The sequence below is a fragment of the Pseudomonas sp. W15Feb9B genome (assembly GCF_000828175.1).
Lineage (GTDB): Bacteria > Pseudomonadota > Gammaproteobacteria > Pseudomonadales > Pseudomonadaceae > Aquipseudomonas > Aquipseudomonas parakoreensis.
Map to the genome: position 1 here is coordinate 97,625 of NZ_JTKF01000026.1, position 15,353 is coordinate 112,977.

At 61.0% G+C, this 15,353-nt stretch carries 15 protein-coding genes; 9 read left to right on the forward strand and 6 right to left on the reverse strand.

Translation table 11 applies throughout. From position 1 onward, the window contains the following. Positions 1-7 precede the first annotated feature (7 nt). Complete coding sequence (gene rpoE, locus OC71_RS14540; protein ID WP_003172477.1) at positions 8-589, reverse strand: RNA polymerase sigma factor RpoE; 582 nt, start codon at positions 587-589, stop codon at positions 8-10. Between the two features lie 558 nt (positions 590-1,147). Here rpoE and nadB point away from each other — a divergent pair. Next, positions 1,148-2,764 (forward strand): L-aspartate oxidase, encoded by a 1,617-nt coding sequence (gene nadB, locus OC71_RS14545; RefSeq protein WP_041070383.1) that lies wholly within the window; start codon positions 1,148-1,150, stop codon positions 2,762-2,764. Here the strand turns inward: nadB and OC71_RS14550 are convergent. Then, positions 2,733-3,185: a protein YgfX gene (locus tag OC71_RS14550; protein ID WP_041070386.1), complete on the reverse strand. Its 453-nt coding sequence runs from the start codon at positions 3,183-3,185 to the stop codon at positions 2,733-2,735. The genes nadB and OC71_RS14550 overlap by 32 nt on opposite strands. After that, positions 3,169-3,423, reverse strand: coding sequence for a succinate dehydrogenase assembly factor 2 (locus OC71_RS14555; protein WP_007963266.1), 255 nt, complete (start codon positions 3,421-3,423; stop codon positions 3,169-3,171). Before OC71_RS14555 ends, OC71_RS14550 begins: the two co-directional genes overlap by 17 nt. Before the next feature lie 149 nt (positions 3,424-3,572). On the opposite strand from OC71_RS14555, the gene OC71_RS14560 reads away from it, so the two are divergent. Then, positions 3,573-4,514 carry a folate-binding protein YgfZ gene (locus OC71_RS14560; RefSeq protein ID WP_041070388.1) on the forward strand — a complete coding sequence of 314 codons (942 nt, stop codon included), beginning with the start codon at positions 3,573-3,575 and terminating at the stop codon, positions 4,512-4,514. A 35-nt stretch (positions 4,515-4,549) separates the two neighbouring features. Further along, positions 4,550-5,371: an HDOD domain-containing protein gene (locus OC71_RS14565; RefSeq protein WP_041070390.1), complete on the forward strand. Its 822-nt coding sequence runs from the start codon at positions 4,550-4,552 to the stop codon at positions 5,369-5,371. Positions 5,372-5,523: 152 nt separating this feature from the next. Here OC71_RS14565 and OC71_RS14570 read toward each other — a convergent pair whose 3' ends face one another. Beyond that, entirely contained in the window at positions 5,524-6,909 is a 1,386-nt protein-coding gene (locus OC71_RS14570; protein ID WP_041070392.1) for a sensor histidine kinase, read from the reverse strand. Further along, the gene (locus OC71_RS14575) at positions 6,902-7,573 is read right to left on the reverse strand and encodes a response regulator (protein ID WP_041070394.1); all 672 of its coding nucleotides are present in this window, start codon (positions 7,571-7,573) and stop codon (positions 6,902-6,904) included. Before OC71_RS14575 ends, OC71_RS14570 begins: the two co-directional genes overlap by 8 nt. A 237-nt stretch (positions 7,574-7,810) precedes the next feature. On the opposite strand from OC71_RS14575, the gene OC71_RS14580 reads away from it, so the two are divergent. From OC71_RS14580 to OC71_RS14600, 5 genes are all read left to right on the forward strand, one after another. Beyond that, positions 7,811-9,103 carry an OprD family porin gene (locus OC71_RS14580; protein WP_041070396.1) on the forward strand — a complete coding sequence of 431 codons (1,293 nt, stop codon included), beginning with the start codon at positions 7,811-7,813 and terminating at the stop codon, positions 9,101-9,103. Between the two features lie 94 nt (positions 9,104-9,197). Next, entirely contained in the window at positions 9,198-10,175 is a 978-nt protein-coding gene (locus OC71_RS14585) for a tripartite tricarboxylate transporter substrate binding protein (protein ID WP_041070529.1), read from the forward strand. Between the two features lie 58 nt (positions 10,176-10,233). Beyond that, a complete protein-coding gene (locus OC71_RS14590) occupies positions 10,234-10,692 on the forward strand; it encodes a tripartite tricarboxylate transporter TctB family protein (protein ID WP_041070398.1) in 459 nt (152 codons plus the stop codon). Between the two features lies 1 nt (position 10,693). Beyond that, the gene (locus OC71_RS14595; protein ID WP_041070400.1) at positions 10,694-12,208 is read left to right on the forward strand and encodes a tripartite tricarboxylate transporter permease; all 1,515 of its coding nucleotides are present in this window, start codon (positions 10,694-10,696) and stop codon (positions 12,206-12,208) included. Further along, positions 12,201-13,235: an AbrB family transcriptional regulator gene (locus OC71_RS14600; protein WP_041070538.1), complete on the forward strand. Its 1,035-nt coding sequence runs from the start codon at positions 12,201-12,203 to the stop codon at positions 13,233-13,235. Before OC71_RS14595 ends, OC71_RS14600 begins: the two co-directional genes overlap by 8 nt. 159 nt (positions 13,236-13,394) lie before the next feature. On the opposite strand, the gene ung is transcribed toward OC71_RS14600, so the two are convergent. Then, complete coding sequence (gene ung, locus OC71_RS14605; protein WP_003222534.1) at positions 13,395-14,087, reverse strand: uracil-DNA glycosylase; 693 nt, start codon at positions 14,085-14,087, stop codon at positions 13,395-13,397. A 132-nt stretch (positions 14,088-14,219) separates the two neighbouring features. On the opposite strand from ung, the gene OC71_RS14610 reads away from it, so the two are divergent. Beyond that, positions 14,220-15,332, forward strand: coding sequence for an enoyl-CoA hydratase/isomerase family protein (locus tag OC71_RS14610; RefSeq protein ID WP_041070402.1), 1,113 nt, complete (start codon positions 14,220-14,222; stop codon positions 15,330-15,332). Positions 15,333-15,353 lie beyond the last annotated feature (21 nt).

The following is a 15,353-nucleotide window of genomic DNA, read 5'->3' on the forward strand; positions in this document are numbered from 1 at the left end:
CGCTGTCTCAGTTTTCCTGCAACAACGGCTGCAGGGCTTTATCGATGGCCTCCCGAGCGCGGAAAATCCGGGAGCGCACGGTACCCACCGGACACTGCATGACGCTCGCAATGTCCTCGTAACTCAGACCATCGAATTCACGTAAAGTTAACGCCGTACGCAAATCCTCTGGCAGTTGCTGAATGGTTCGATGGACGGTGCCTTCGATCTCATCCCTCAGCAACGCGCGTTCCGGTGATTCGAGATCCTTGAGGCCATGATCGCCGTCGTAGAACTCTGCGTCTTCAGAACTTACATCGCTATCCGGCGGCCGGCGGCCGCGTGAAACCAGATAGTTTTTTGCCGTGTTGATGGCAATGCGGTAAAGCCACGTATAGAACGCGCTGTCTCCGCGAAAGTTTCCTAATGCTCGGTACGCCTTGATAAAGGCTTCCTGAGCCACATCCTGGGCTTCATGGGTGTCGTGCACGAAACGCACGATCAACCCGAGAATTTTGTGCTGATATTTCAGCACCAGCAGATCGAAAGCTCGCTTGTCGCCACGCTGAACGCGCTCGACCAGCTGCTGATCCTCTTCCTGGGTTAGCATGAACACTCCTCGATAAGCATGGAGGAGGCTTGCATAACTAAACGACCAGACTTGCAAACATAGACTCGGGCTTTTCGCAAAAGTTCTCCCCCTCCAGGCAAGTTTCCTGCGGGCTCTGATTTGGCACGCACGAAAAACGCAGCGCGGGATAAACCGGCTGCGCGAATAATCTTGTCATCGGTTCGCCAGCAAAAACCCAATCGCAGGTTCTGCATTGAAGCCGACACTGTCCCGTGTTTCTGGCAACTGTCTATTGATCTTGGGCCTCTGGCAAAAGTTCCAATTATTTATAGCCATGCTGGCGCGACATTGAACGACCGTGCGCTGAAAAAGCCTGTTTCATCCTCGATACAGTCGCCTTTTCCCAAAACGACCGAAAAAAACGTCCGACGAAACGTCAGGCTTTTGTCGTCACAGTAGTTTCACAATGCCATACAAGCCCGGCTATTGTGCCGCTCCACCCCTCTATATACTAGTGGGCTGTGTGGCTGTCTTGACTCGCCGATCCAGCTGTCTTGCGCCAACCCCGATCCGGGTCGCTTTGAGCGGAATCCTGAAATGAGCCAACAGTTTCAACACGATGTTCTGGTGATTGGCAGCGGCGCTGCCGGTTTGAGTCTCGCGCTGACCCTGCCGGGTCATTTGCGCATTGCCGTATTGAGCAAAGGTGATCTGGCCAACGGTTCGACCTATTGGGCCCAGGGCGGCGTCGCTGCCGTGCTGGACGATACCGACACTGTCGAATCCCATGTCGACGACACCCTGAATGCCGGCGGCGGTCTGTGCCATGAAGACGCGGTGCGCTTTACCGTCGAGCACAGTCGGGAAGCCATCCAGTGGTTGATCGACCAGGGCGTGCCATTCACCCGCGACGAACAGTCCGGCACCGAAGACGGCGGCTTCGAATTCCATCTGACCCGCGAGGGCGGTCACAGTCATCGGCGCATCATCCACGCCGCCGACGCAACCGGTGCAGCGATTTTCACCACCCTGCTCGCCCAGGCCAGAGAGCGCAGCAATATAGAGCTGCTGGAACAACGGGTTGCCGTTGATCTGATCACCGAGCGTCGTCTGGGTCTGGATGGCGAGCGTTGCCTCGGTGCCTACGTGCTGAATCGCGCGACCGGCGAAGTCGATACCTACGGCGCGCGTTTCGTGATCCTCGCGTCCGGCGGAGCCGCCAAGGTTTACCTCTATACCAGCAACCCCGATGGCGCCTGCGGTGATGGCATTGCCATGGCCTGGCGCTCGGGCTGCCGGGTGGCAAACCTGGAATTCAATCAGTTCCACCCCACTTGCCTGTATCACCCGCTAGCCAAGAGTTTCCTGATCACTGAAGCCTTGCGCGGCGAAGGTGCGCACCTGAAGCTGCCCAATGGCGAACGGTTCATGCCGCGTTTCGACAAACGTGCCGAACTGGCACCACGCGACATCGTCGCCCGTGCCATCGACCATGAAATGAAGCGCCTGGGTGTCGACTGCGTCTATCTCGATATCAGCCACAAGCCTGAAGCCTTCATCAAAAGCCACTTCCCGACAGTTTATGAGCGCTGCCTGGGTTTCGGCATCGACATCACCAGGCAACCGATCCCGGTCGTACCCGCGGCGCACTACACCTGTGGTGGCGTGATGGTCGATCAACACGGTCGCACCGACGTGCCGGGACTGTACGCCATCGGCGAAACCAGCTTCACGGGTTTGCACGGGGCCAACCGCATGGCCAGCAACTCGCTGCTCGAATGCTTCGTTTATGCCCGCTCGGCGGCAGCGGACATTCTTGCGCAACTGGATGCCGTCACCGCGCCAAACGCCCTGCCCGAGTGGGACGCCAGCCAGGTAACCGATTCCGACGAAGACGTGATCATCGCCCACAACTGGGATGAGCTGCGCCGCTTTATGTGGGACTACGTGGGGATCGTGCGCACCAACAAGCGCCTGCAACGGGCGCAGCACCGCGTACGCCTGCTGCTGGACGAGATCGACGAGTTCTACAGCAACTATAAAGTCAGCCGCGACCTGATCGAGCTGCGTAATCTCGCGCAAGTCGCCGAGCTGATGATCTGCTCAGCCATGGAGCGCAAGGAAAGTCGCGGCCTGCATTACACCCTCGACTATCCGAACCTGCTGCCCGAAGCGCTCGACACTATTCTGGTGCCGCCCACCTACGCCGGCTGAATTTAAGCCGCACTCGCAGGCGTCGGTGCACATCCGCCGCCTGCGAGTCTCGCGGTACGCAGATCGAACGCACTCGCCGTTCCCCACGCAGACGAAAGCGCAACACCACGATCAACGGCGACGCCAGGCTATCGGGCCGCAGCTGCGCCGCTTGCCAGCCGCCCGCCTGATTCCACAACTGCCAGCCATCGGCGTCGCGGCGTAATCGGCAAAAGGCCTGCGGATGCTTCAGCAGAATCTGCCGTGGCAGCACCCACGCGGCGTGCAGCAGACAGGCGAAAGCTCCGAGCAGACTGGCCCAGAGTGGAATCGACAGGAGAAACAACACGCCCAGTGCGAACGCCTGGGCCAACAGATACGCCGCCAGCAACTGCCGTGAGGCATGCCAGCGGCATTCGAAGGTGTTACTTGGGCTGAACACGGTCCAGGATCATCCGGACCATGCGCTGCAGTTCCGGGTCTTCGGATTCGCTGCGCTCCATGAACCAGCCGAACATGTCCTGGTCTTCACAGGTCAGCAGTCGGACATACAAGTCGCGATCGACCTGGTTGAGGTGCGGATAGACCTCCTGCACGAACGGCACCAGCAGCACGTCAAGTTCCAGCATGCCGCGGCGGCTGTGCCAGAAGAGGCGATTGAGTTCAACTTGTTCGACCATGGAGCCCTCCTCAAATAGGCGCGCAGTATACAGCCCCGGCGCGGGTCGCACAGTCGGCTTTGGTCGGGCACCACCGATCCTTTATCAACTACCCATTTCAACAACGCGCCCTTATGATGTGCCCCAGACTTTTTACCCTGCGATGAACCATGGCCGATTCTGCTTTTTTCTGCACCCTGTCTCATGAAGGCGTACTCGCGGTTCGCGGCGCGGATGCCGGCAAATTCCTGCAAGGCCAATTGACCTGCAACATCAATTACCTCAGCGACAGCCAGGCCAGCCTTGGCGCGCGCTGCACGCAAAAAGGCCGGATGCAGTCAAGCTTCCGCATTCTGCTCGAAGGTGATGGCGTGCTGCTGGCGATGGCCAGCGAACTGCTGGAGCCGCAACTGGCAGATCTGAAAAAGTACGCAGTATTCTCCAAATCCAAGTTGACCGACGAAAGCGCCGCCTGGGTGCGTTTTGGCCTGGAGCACGGCGACGCCGCATTGGCCAGCCTGGGTCTGGACCTGCCGCGCGAAACCGACAGCGTGGTGCGCAACGCAGGCCTGATCGCGATTCGCGTCTCGGCGGATCGCGCCGAGCTCTGGACACCGGCCGATCAAGCCAATGCCATCAAGGCCAGACTAGTCGCCGCCCTGCCGGAAGGCGAGCTGAACCAATGGCTGCTGGGGCAGATTCGCGCCGGTATCGGTCAGGTCATGCCGACCACCCGCGAGCTGTTCATCCCGCAGATGCTCAACCTGCAGGCCGTCGGCGGCGTGAGTTTCAAGAAAGGTTGCTACACCGGACAGGAAATCGTCGCGCGCATGCAGTACCTGGGCAAGCTCAAGCGTCGCCTCTATCGCGTGCAACTGGACGCGAGCGAATTGCCGGAGCCGGGGACCCCGCTGTTCGCCCCAAGCCACAGCAGCGCCATCGGCGAAGTGGTGATTGCCGCCCGCGCCGCAGAAAAGATTGAACTGCTGGCGGTGTTGCAGGCCGAAGCTGCCGAAGCGGGTGATCTGCACCTGGGTGCCCTCGAAGGCCCAGCGCTGCATTTGCTCGACCTGCCCTACGAACTGGATCGCGACCGCGAAATCCAGCGCTGATCGCAGCTTTTGTTGCAACACCCTAGAGAATCTACATGAGCGAGCTGGCGGATAAGGTCCAACAGGATTTGGTTGAGGCCATCGATAACGATGACCTGGTTCTGCCAACGTTACCGGAAGTGGCCCTGCAAATTCGCAAGGCCGCCGAAGACCCGGAGATCAGCATCAGCGATCTGAGCAAAGTCATTGGCCGCGACACGGCACTGTCGGCGCGCCTGATCAAAGTGGTCAACAGCCCGTTGCTGCGTGCGACCCAGGAAGTCACCGACCTGCACACCGCGATCACTCGGCTGGGGGTGAACTACAGCAGCAACCTGGCGATCGGTCTGGTGATGGAACAGATCTTCCACGCCCGCTCCGACGTGGTCGAACAGAAGATGCGCGAAGTCTGGCGCAAGAGCCTGGAAATCGCCGGCGTCAGCTACGCCCTGTGCCGCCGCCACACCCAACTCAAACCTGATCAGGCAGCGCTGGGCGGACTGGTGCATCAAATCGGCGTGCTGCCGATCCTGACTTACGCCGAAGATCACTACGAACTGCTGTCGGATCCGGTCAGCCTCAATCATGTGATCGACCACATTCACCCGCTGCTGGGCGACAAGCTGTTGCGGGTCTGGGAATTTCCCGAGCAACTGGTGGAGCTGCCTGGGCTGTACCTGGATTTCAAGCGCGACTCGGCACAGATCGATTACGTCGATCTGGTTCAGGTCGCGAGCCTGTACTGCCACAAAGACAGCGATCATCCGATTTCACGGATTGACCCGCTCAGTGTGCCGGCATTCAGAAAGCTTGGGATCGATCCGGAGAACGAACAATTGTGTGCAGATCTGGAAGAGTCGCGGACGATGTTTTACTGACCTGTGGCGAAGGAGCTTGCTCCCGCTGGGCTGCGAAGCAGCCCCAAAACCAGGCGGCCTCCCTTCACCAGGCAAACCTTGCACTCAGGAATCACGACTGCTGCGCGGCTGAGCGGGAGCAAGCGCCCTCGCCACAAAAGCCCTCTCGGCTGCTATCCGGCAATAAAACTCACCCGAACCTTCAAACCGGCCTGCTCACCATCATGCAAGGTGATCTGCGCCAGATGCGCCCGGCAGATCTCTCCGACAATCGCCAGCCCCAACCCTGAACCCGCCACTTGTTGATTGCGCCGATAAAAGCGTTCAAACACCCGATCACGCTCCTCCAGCGGAATCCCCGGCCCGTCATCTTCAACTTCAAGCACCGCCGGCCCCGCGACCCGCAGAATCACGTTGCCGCCCGGTGGCGTATGCGCCAGGGCGTTGTCCACCAGATTGCTCAACAGTTCATTGAGCAACGTCGGCTCACCGCGCAGCCACACCGGTTCCTCCGCCTCCAGCGCCAGTGCGACGCCGCGCGCGTGGGCCAGAGGCGCCATGGCCATGCCCAGTTCGCGGGCCAACTGACTCAGATCCAATAATTGCGCGCCGCCCTCGGCGATCGCCCGGGCACCGTTTTCCACCCGTGCCAGCGACAGCAGTTGATTGGCCAAGTGGGTCAGGCGATCGGTGCTTTGCGCGGATGATTCCAGGGTTGTGCGCCAGGTTTCCGGCTCATTTGAACGCAGCCCCAGTTCCAACCGCGCCTTCAACGCTGCCAGTGGCGTGCGCAGTTCGTGGGCGGCATCGGCGATGAACTGCGCCTGCCGCTCGAACTGCCCGCGCAAGCGTTCGGTGAAGTGATTGAGCGCGCGCACCAGCGGCCACAATTCATGTTGCACTTCCACCAGCGGCAGCGGCCGCAAATCATCGGGCTGGCGCTCCTCCACCGCCGTGCGCAGACGCTCCAGCGGGCGCAGCGCGGCACTCACCGCGAACCACACCAGCAACAATGCACCGATCGCGAGCATGCCCAGACGCAGCAGCGTATCGGCCGCCAGACTGCGCGCCATGGCGACGCGCGCCTCATCGGTTTCGGCGACGCGGATTTCCGCCATGCCGTTCATGTTCGGTTCGGTGACCGCTTTGAGCAGGCTGACCACGCGCACGTTCTGCCCGCGATAGGTCGCGTTGTAGAAGCGCGCGAGCGCCGGGTAATCGTCGGTTCTTGGCGTACCAGGTGGCGGCCCGGGCAGGTTTTCGTAGCCGGAAATCAGCTTCTGGTGGATGTCGTTGACCTGGTAATAGATCCGCCCGGCACTGTCGTAGGCGAAAGTATCGAGGGCCACGTAGGGCACGTCGGCGCTGAGCGTGCCGTCGCGCTGCGACAGGCCGGCGGCAATGGTTCGCGCCGAGGCCAACAGGGTTCGGTCGTAAGCCGTGTCGGCAGCTTCGCGCCCGTTCCAGTACGCGCTCAAACCACTGGCGAGCATCAACACCACCAGCAGCAGCGCGAGGTTCCACAGCAACCGCCAGCGCAGGCTGCTGGGCTTATGCATCGCGACTTTCCAGCAGGTAACCAAGACCACGGAAAGTCACGATCGCCACCGGTTGGCCGTCGAGTTTCTTGCGCAGGCGATGCACGTAGATTTCGATGGCATCGGGGCTGGCTTCTTCGTCGAGGCCGAACACTTGCGCGGCGAGTTGCTCCTTGCTCATCACCCGTCCCGGGCGGGCGATCAATGCTTCGAGCACGGCCTGTTCGCGAGAGGTCAGGGTCAGCAATTCTTCGCCGAGGCTGAAACGTCGGGTGTCGAGGTCATAGGCCAGCACGCCGCAACGCTGCTGGCGTTCGCCGCCGAGCACACTGCGTCGCAGCAGGGCTTTGACCCGCGCTTCGAGCTCGCTCAGTTCGAACGGTTTGGCGAGGTAATCGTCAGCGCCGAGGTTCAAGCCGTGTACGCGGTCCTTCACATCGCTGCGCGCCGTCAGCATCAACACCGGCAGGTTCTTGCCGCGTGCGCGCAGGCGCGCCAGCACCTCGAACCCGTCCATGCGCGGCAGGCCGACATCGAGGATCGCCATCGCGTATTCCTCGCTGCCCAGTGCCAGGTCGGCGGCCACGCCATCGTGCAGCACGTCCACGGTCAGACCGGTGCTCTTGAGCGCCTGGGCGACGCTTTCGGCCAGCTGCAAATGGTCTTCGACGAGCAGAACACGCATGGATCCTTACCTCATTCAGGGATGGCCGACGCCACTCTTTGCCGCGGAGTTTACAGCCGCAACCGCCGCTGTGAAGCCCGAAACCCGCGAAATCCAGCTGAAAGGTTAGTGAAAGGTTAGCCCGTTAGAGTCCGGTCACGGACAGTTTCGACTGCCGTCGCTGCTGCCACACAGCGCTACGAAAAACGCCACGAAGCGTTTTCGACCAATAAGAACAATAAACGGAGTACACCGCGCATGCCGTCCTTGCAGACCAGGGCTTTCACGCCCGCTCGCCCTTCGCGTTTCAGCCACACCGCCCTCGTCAGTGCCGCCGCCCTCGCCGGTTTTTCACCGCTGAGCTACGCCGACTTCATCAAAGACAGTTCCGCCACCTTCGAAACCCGCAACATGTACTTCAACCGCGACTTTCGCGACGGCACCAGTGCCCAGCAAAGCAAGCGGGATGAATGGGCCCAAGGGTTCATGCTCAACCTGCAATCGGGTTACACAGACGGCACCGTGGGGTTCGGTGTCGATGCACTGGGCATGTTGGGGGTCAAACTTGATTCGAGCCCGGATCGCACCGGCACCGGCCTGCTGCCGACCCACGATGACGGGCGCGCCGCTGACGAATATTCCAAGGTCGGCCTGACCGGCAAAGTGAAAATCTCTGCCACCGAACTGAAAATCGGCAGCCTGATGCCTGAATTGCCGATCCTCAAACCGAACGACGGGCGCATCCTGCCGCAGACCTTCGAGGGCGGTTTGCTGACCTCCAAAGAGATCAAGAACCTGACCTTCACCGGCGGGCGTCTGGAGAAAGCCAAGGATCGCGACAGCACCGATTTCGAGGACATTGCCCTCAACAACAAGAACAGCCGTTTCGCTGGCACCGTGGCCGGCAAGCATTTCGATTTTGCCGGCGTGGACTACAAGTTCACCGACAAGATCACCGGCAGCTACCATTTCGCCCAACTCGACGAAGTCTACAACCAGCATTTCTTCGGCCTGGTCGCCTCGCGGCCGATGGGCCCGGGCACATTCGCAACCGACCTGCGTTTTGCGGTCAGTGACGATCAGGGCGCGGCCCGTGGTGGCGAGATCGACAACCGCTCGCTCAATGGCCTGGTCAGCTATGCCCTGAGCGGCCACAAGTTCACCGCCGGTTATCAGCACATGTCCGGCGACAGCGCCTTCCCGTATGTCGATGGCAGCGACCCGTACCTGGTCAACTTCGTGCAGATCAACGACTTCGCCGGCGCCGAGGAACGCTCGTGGCAGGCGCGTTACGACTTCGACTTTGCGCGCCTCGGCATCCCCGGCCTGTCGTTCATGAGCCGTTACCTGAGCGGTGACAACATCAAGCTCAAGAATGGCGATGAAGGCAAAGAGTGGGAGCGCAACACCGAGATCAAATATGTAGTACAAAGCGGCGCCTTGAAAGACGTTGCCGTACGCCTGCGTAATGCCACCTACCGTTCCAACTACTCCGCTCGCGATGCCGATGAAGTGCGTCTGCTGGTGAGCTATAGCGTTGCCCTCTGGTAATTGATTGAAATGCTGCGGGTTGGAAGATCAAAAGATCGCAGCCTGCGGCAGCTCCTACAAAAAGCCCTACAACAAGAAGACCGTGGAGAAACCAATGAACTTATCACTGCGTAAAGTTGCTCTGGCCGCTGGCGTCATGCTGTTTGCCGGCCAACTGATGGCCGAACCGAAGCGCCCGGAATGCATCGCCCCGGCCTCCCCCGGCGGCGGTTTCGACCTGACCTGCAAACTGGCGCAGAGCGCGCTGGTCAATGAAAAACTGCTGACCAAGCCGATGCGTGTGACCTACATGCCCGGCGGTGTCGGCGCGGTAGCGTACAACGCGGTCGTCGCTCAGCGTCCGGCCGATGCGGGCACGCTGGTGGCGTGGTCCAGCGGTTCGCTGCTGAACCTGGCGCAAGGCAAGTTCGGCCGCTTCGATGAAACCAATGTGCGCTGGCTCGCAGCCGTCGGCACCAGCTACGGCGCCATCGCGGTGAAAAGCGATTCGCCCTACAAGACCCTCGACGATCTCGTCAAAGCCTTGAAGAAAGATCCGAGCTCGGTGGTCATTGGTTCCGGCGGCACCGTCGGCAGCCAGGACTGGATGCAGACGGCCCTGATCGCCAAGGCTGCCGGGATCAACCCGCGTGACCTGCGTTACGTCGCCCTCGAAGGTGGCGGCGAAATTGCCACCGCGCTGCTTGGCGGGCACATCCAGGTCGGCAGCACCGACATTTCCGACTCCATGCCGCACATCCAGAGCGGTGACATGCGCCTGTTGGCAGTATTCGCCGACAAACGCCTCGACGAGCCGGAAATGAAAGACATCCCGACCGCCCGCGAGCAGGGTTACGACATCGTCTGGCCGGTGGTTCGCGGTTTCTACCTCGGGCCAAAAGTCAGCGACGAAGACTACGCCTGGTGGAAAGACGCTTTTGACAAACTGCTGGCCTCGGACGATTTCGCCAAGCTGCGCGATCAGCGTGAACTGTTCCCGTTCGCCATGACCGGCCCGGAGCTGGACACCTACGTGAAGAAGCAGGTGGCGGACTACAAGGTGCTGGCCAAAGAGTTCGGCCTGATTCAGTGATCGCCTCTGTCTAGCGGCTGCGGCCTCGCGCATCGAGGCCTCGGCACAGGAGTTTCCCATGCTCTTACAACGCATTTTCGCCTCGGTGCTATTGCTGGCCTGCGTCGGCCTGGCGCTGATGGCGTGGCCGTATCAAGCGGCTTTTTCTTATGAACCGGTCGGCCCGCGTGCCTTTCCCCTGCTGATGCTCGGCCTGATGGGCCTGGCGCTGCTGTACATGGTGTTCCGCCCGGCCCCCATCAAACACAGCGCGGACGAGCCACCGCTGGATCGCGAAACCCTGATCAAAATCGGCATCTGCGTCGTCCTGCTGCTGGTGTTCGCCGGCACATTTGAATCGCTGGGTTTCATCATCGCCAGCGTCATCACCGGCATCCCGATGGCACGCCTGTACGGCGGTCGCTGGTTGCCGAGCGTGGCGATCATCAGCCTGATGGCCATCGGTCTTTACCTGCTGTTCGACCGTTTGATGGACGTTCCGCTGCCCCTTGGCCTGCTCAGCGTTCTGGAGAACTGATATGGATACTCTTGGCTATTTGGGTCAGGGTTTTGGCGTTGCGCTGAGCCCCTACAACCTGGTGACCGCGCTGTGCGGCACATTGATCGGCACTGTTGTCGGCCTGTTGCCGGGCCTGGGTCCGATCAACGGTGTGGCACTGCTGATCCCGATCGCATTCGCCCTCGGCCTGCCACCGGAGTCGGCGCTGATTCTGTTGGCGGCGGTGTATCTGGGCTGCGAATACGGCGGGCGGATCAGCTCGATCCTGCTGAACATTCCAGGCGAAGCCTCCACCGTGATGACCACCCTCGATGGTTACCCGATGGCCCGTAAAGGTCTGGCCGGTGTGGCGCTGTCGCTGTCGGCATGGAGTTCGTTCATCGGTGCATTCATTGCCACCTGCGGCATGGTGCTGTTCGCCCCGCTGCTGGCGAAATGGGCGATTGCTTTCGGCCCGGCGGAATACTTCGTACTGATGGTGTTCGCGATTGTCTGCCTTGGCGGCATGGCCGGTGATCGTCCGCTGAAGACGTTTATAGCAGCGTTGATCGGCCTGTTCCTGTCGACCGTGGGCATCGACGCCAACAGCGGTGTGTACCGTTTCACTGGCGACAACATTCACCTGACCGACGGCATTCAGTTCGTGGTGCTGGTGCTGGGCCTGTTTTCCATCAGCGAAATTCTCCTCCTGCTGGAAAAAACCCACCACGGCCAGGAAGCGGTGAAAGCCACCGGCCGGATGATGTTCAACTTCAAGGAGGCGGCTTCGGTATTCGTGGTCAACGTCCGCTGCGGCGTGCTGGGTTTCATCATGGGCGTGTTGCCGGGTGCCGGCGCGACCCTCGCCAGTGCCGTGGCCTACATGACCGAGAAACGCATCGCCGGCACCAGCGGCAAATTTGGTGAAGGTGATGCCCGAGGCCTCGCCGCGCCGGAAACGGCTATTGGCGGTGCGGCCTGCGGTGCGCTGGTGCCGATGCTGACCCTCGGTGTTCCCGGCTCGGGCACCACGGCGGTGATGATCGGCGCCCTGTCGCTGTACAACATCACTCCGGGGCCGCTGCTGTTCCAACAGCAACCGGACATCGTCTGGGGCCTGATCGCTTCGTTGTTCATCGCCAACGTCATGCTGGTGATCCTCAACATCCCGATGATCCGCATCTTCACCCGCATCCTCGCCGTGCCGAACTGGGCGTTGGTGCCCGTCATCGCCATCATCACCGGGATTGGCGTGTATGCCGTGCATGCCACCACGTTCGACTTGTTCCTGATGATTGGTATCGGCATCTTCGGCTACATCCTGCGCAAGCTGGACTTCCCGCTGTCGCCGCTGTTGCTGGGCTTCATTCTTGGCGAACTGATGGAGCAGAACCTGCGTCGCGCCCTGTCGATCTCCAACGGTGCGCTGGAAATCCTCTGGTCGAGCCCGATCACGCTCGGCGTCTGGGTACTGACAGGGATCATGCTGCTGATGCCGATCATCCGCATCTGGCGCAAACGTGCGGCAGCGCAACGCGCCATCGCCGATGTCTGATCGCACGTCCCTCAGAGGCTGGTGGGCCACCCCGCTGGTCGGTCTGCTTGGCGGTTTTATCGCCAGCCAGATCGGCTGGCCGCTACCGTGGATGGTCGGCTCGTTGCTGGCGATCATCCTGGTGCGCTGCCTGACCCCGTGGCAACTTACTGAAATCCCCGGCGGGCGCAAATGCGGCCAATGGGTTGTCGGCATCGGCATCGGCCTGCACTTCACCCCGCTGGTGATGGAGCAGGTGCTGAGTCATTTCGGTTTGATTTTCTTCGGTGCGCTGGTCACCAGCCTGTCGGCGGTGGTCGGCGTGTGGCTGATGCGCCGCACCGGCGAAGATCGCGCCACGGCGTTTTTCTCGAGCATGCCCGGCGGCTCCGGAGAGATGGTCAATCTCGGCGCGCGCAATGGTGCGTTGCTCAGCCATGTCGCGGCCGGGCAGAGTCTGCGGGTGCTGGTGGTGGTGCTGTGCGTGCCGGCGGCGTTCAAGTATCTGCTGGGTGACGGCACGCCGATTTCCCACGCTGGCAGCGTCGATTGGCGCTGGCTGGCGATTCTGTTTCCCACAGGCGCCCTGCTCGCCTGGCTCTGGCAGCGTTTGCGTCAGCCCAATCCGTGGCTGTTCGGCCCGTTGCTGGTCAGTGCCACGGTGAGCATTACCTGGGATTTGCACATTGGCCTGCCGGACGGAGGCAGCCAGATCGGCCAATGGCTGATCGGCAGCGGACTGGGCTGTCACTTCAATCGGCAGTTCTTCCGGCGCGCGCCGTCATTCATGGGGCGTACGTTGATCGGCACGGCATTGACCATGTTGATCGCCACCCTGGCGGCACTGGGCTTGAGTGCGCTGACCCATCTGGATCTGCGTTCGCTGACGTTGGGCATGATGCCCGGCGGCATTGCCGAAATGAGTCTGACGGCGGAAACCCTGCAACTGTCTGTGCCGCTGGTGACGGCGATGCAAGTGATGCGGCTGTTGTTTGTGCTGTTTCTGGCGGAGCCGTTGTTCAAGTATTGGAATCGTAATCCCGAGTGATACCGAGTTACTGTGGCGAGGGAGCTTGCTCCCGCTGGGCTGCGCAGCAGACCCGAGATCCTTGAGCCGCGTACTTCCGGCACACCGAAATCACAGGTTTTGCGGCTGCTGCGCAGCCGAGCGGGAGCAAGCTCCCTCGCCACAGATTTACTCAGCCAGTCAAACCGGCGGCAACCGCCACTCGATCGGCGCTTCACCATTCTGCTCAAGAAACTTGTTGGTCCGGCTGAAATGCCCGCACCCCAAAAATCCACGATAAGCCGACAGCGGCGACGGATGCACCGAGGTCAACACCAGATGTTTGGTCGCGTCGATCAGCTTCTGCTTGCTCTGTGCATGCGCGCCCCACAGCATGAACACCAGATGCGGCTGACGTTCGCTGACCACCTCAATGATCCGGTCGGTGAAGAACTGCCAGCCTTTGTCCTTGTGCGCATTGGCATTGGCGCGCTCGACGGTCATGGTGGTGTTGAGCATCAACACGCCCTGATCGGCCCAGCTCTGCAGGTAACCGTGATTGGGGATGTCGATGTTCAGGTCGCGTTTCAACTCCTTGTAGATGTTGACCAGCGATGGCGGCGCCGGCACGCCCGGTTGCACCGAGAAGCACAAGCCATGGGCCTGGCCCGGGCCGTGGTACGGGTCCTGGCCGAGGATAACCACTTTGACCTTATCCAGCGGCGTCGAATTCAGCGCGTTGAAAATCAGCGGCCCCGGCGGATAGATTTCCTTGCCGGCCGCCCGCTCCTGCTGCAGAAAAGTGCGCAACTCTGCCATGTAAGGCTGGTCGAATTCAGCACGCAGTGCCTCCTTCCAGCTCGGTTCGAGTTTGATACGGTCGTCAGCAGTCATGGTCATACCCGGCAAAAACAATGGGGCGAACCCTAGGAAAGCCGACCACGCTTGTCAATTGATCTGACACAGATCCGGCACTTTCCCACACAGCGATCATACTGATCGTTCAAATTCCCGATCGAGGTCACGATGAATCTGCACTTCGAAGAACTCACCGGCACCGACGGCGCCCGCCTCGGGATCGCCAGCCTGGATGCTGAAAAGTCGCTCAACGCGCTGTCCTTGCCGATGATCAACGCCCTGAGCGACAAACTGAACGCCTGGGCCAAGGATCCGCAAATCGTCTGCGTGCTATTGCGCGGCAATGGCGCCAAGGCATTCTGCGCCGGCGGCGAAGTACGCAGCCTGGTGGAAGCCTGCCGCGCCCATCCCGGCGAAGTGCCGCCACTGGCCGCGCAGTTTTTTGCCGCCGAATACCGCCTGGACTACAGCCTGCACACCTACCCCAAACCGCTGATCTGCTGGGGCCACGGTTACGTGCTCGGCGGCGGCATGGGCCTGTTGCAAGGCGCCAGCACGCGGATCGTTACGCCAAGCAGTCGCCTGGCGATGCCGGAGATCACCATCGGTCTGTATCCGGACGTCGGGGCCAGTTGGTTTCTCTCCCGGTTGCCGGGCAAGCTCGGCTTGTTCCTCGGTCTGACCGGTGCGCACATGAACGGGCGTGATGCGATCGATCTGGATCTGGCCGACCGCTTTCTGCTTGAAGAGCAGCAACCGCAACTGATCGAAGGCCTGCTGCAACTCAACTGGCAGGAGCAAACCGACATGCAACTCAACAGTCTGCTCAAAGCCCTGCAACAGGAAGCCGTCGGGCAGATGCCCGAGGCGCAGTGGTTGCCGCGCCGCCAGCAGATCGACGAACTGCTCGACGTCAGCGACGTCACCTGCGCCTGGAAAGCCATCAGCCTGCAACGCGACAGCAACGACCCGCTGATCGCCCGCGCCGCGAAAACCCTGAGCGAAGGCTCGCCGCTGACCGCGCATCTGGTCTGGGAACAGATCCTCCGCGCCCGCTACCTGTCGCTGGCCGAAGTCTTTCAGATGGAATACACCCTGAGCCTCAACTGCTGCCGGCATCCGGAGTTCAGTGAAGGGGTTCGCGCGCGACTGATCGACAAGGATCAGAAGCCGCACTGGCATTGGCCGGACATCAATAACGTCCCGGAGGCGGTGGTCGAGGCGCATTTTCACAAGGTGTGGGAAGGTCGGCATCCGTTGGCGGATCTGTCGCAGTATTAATTGGCAACTGCCCGCGATAGC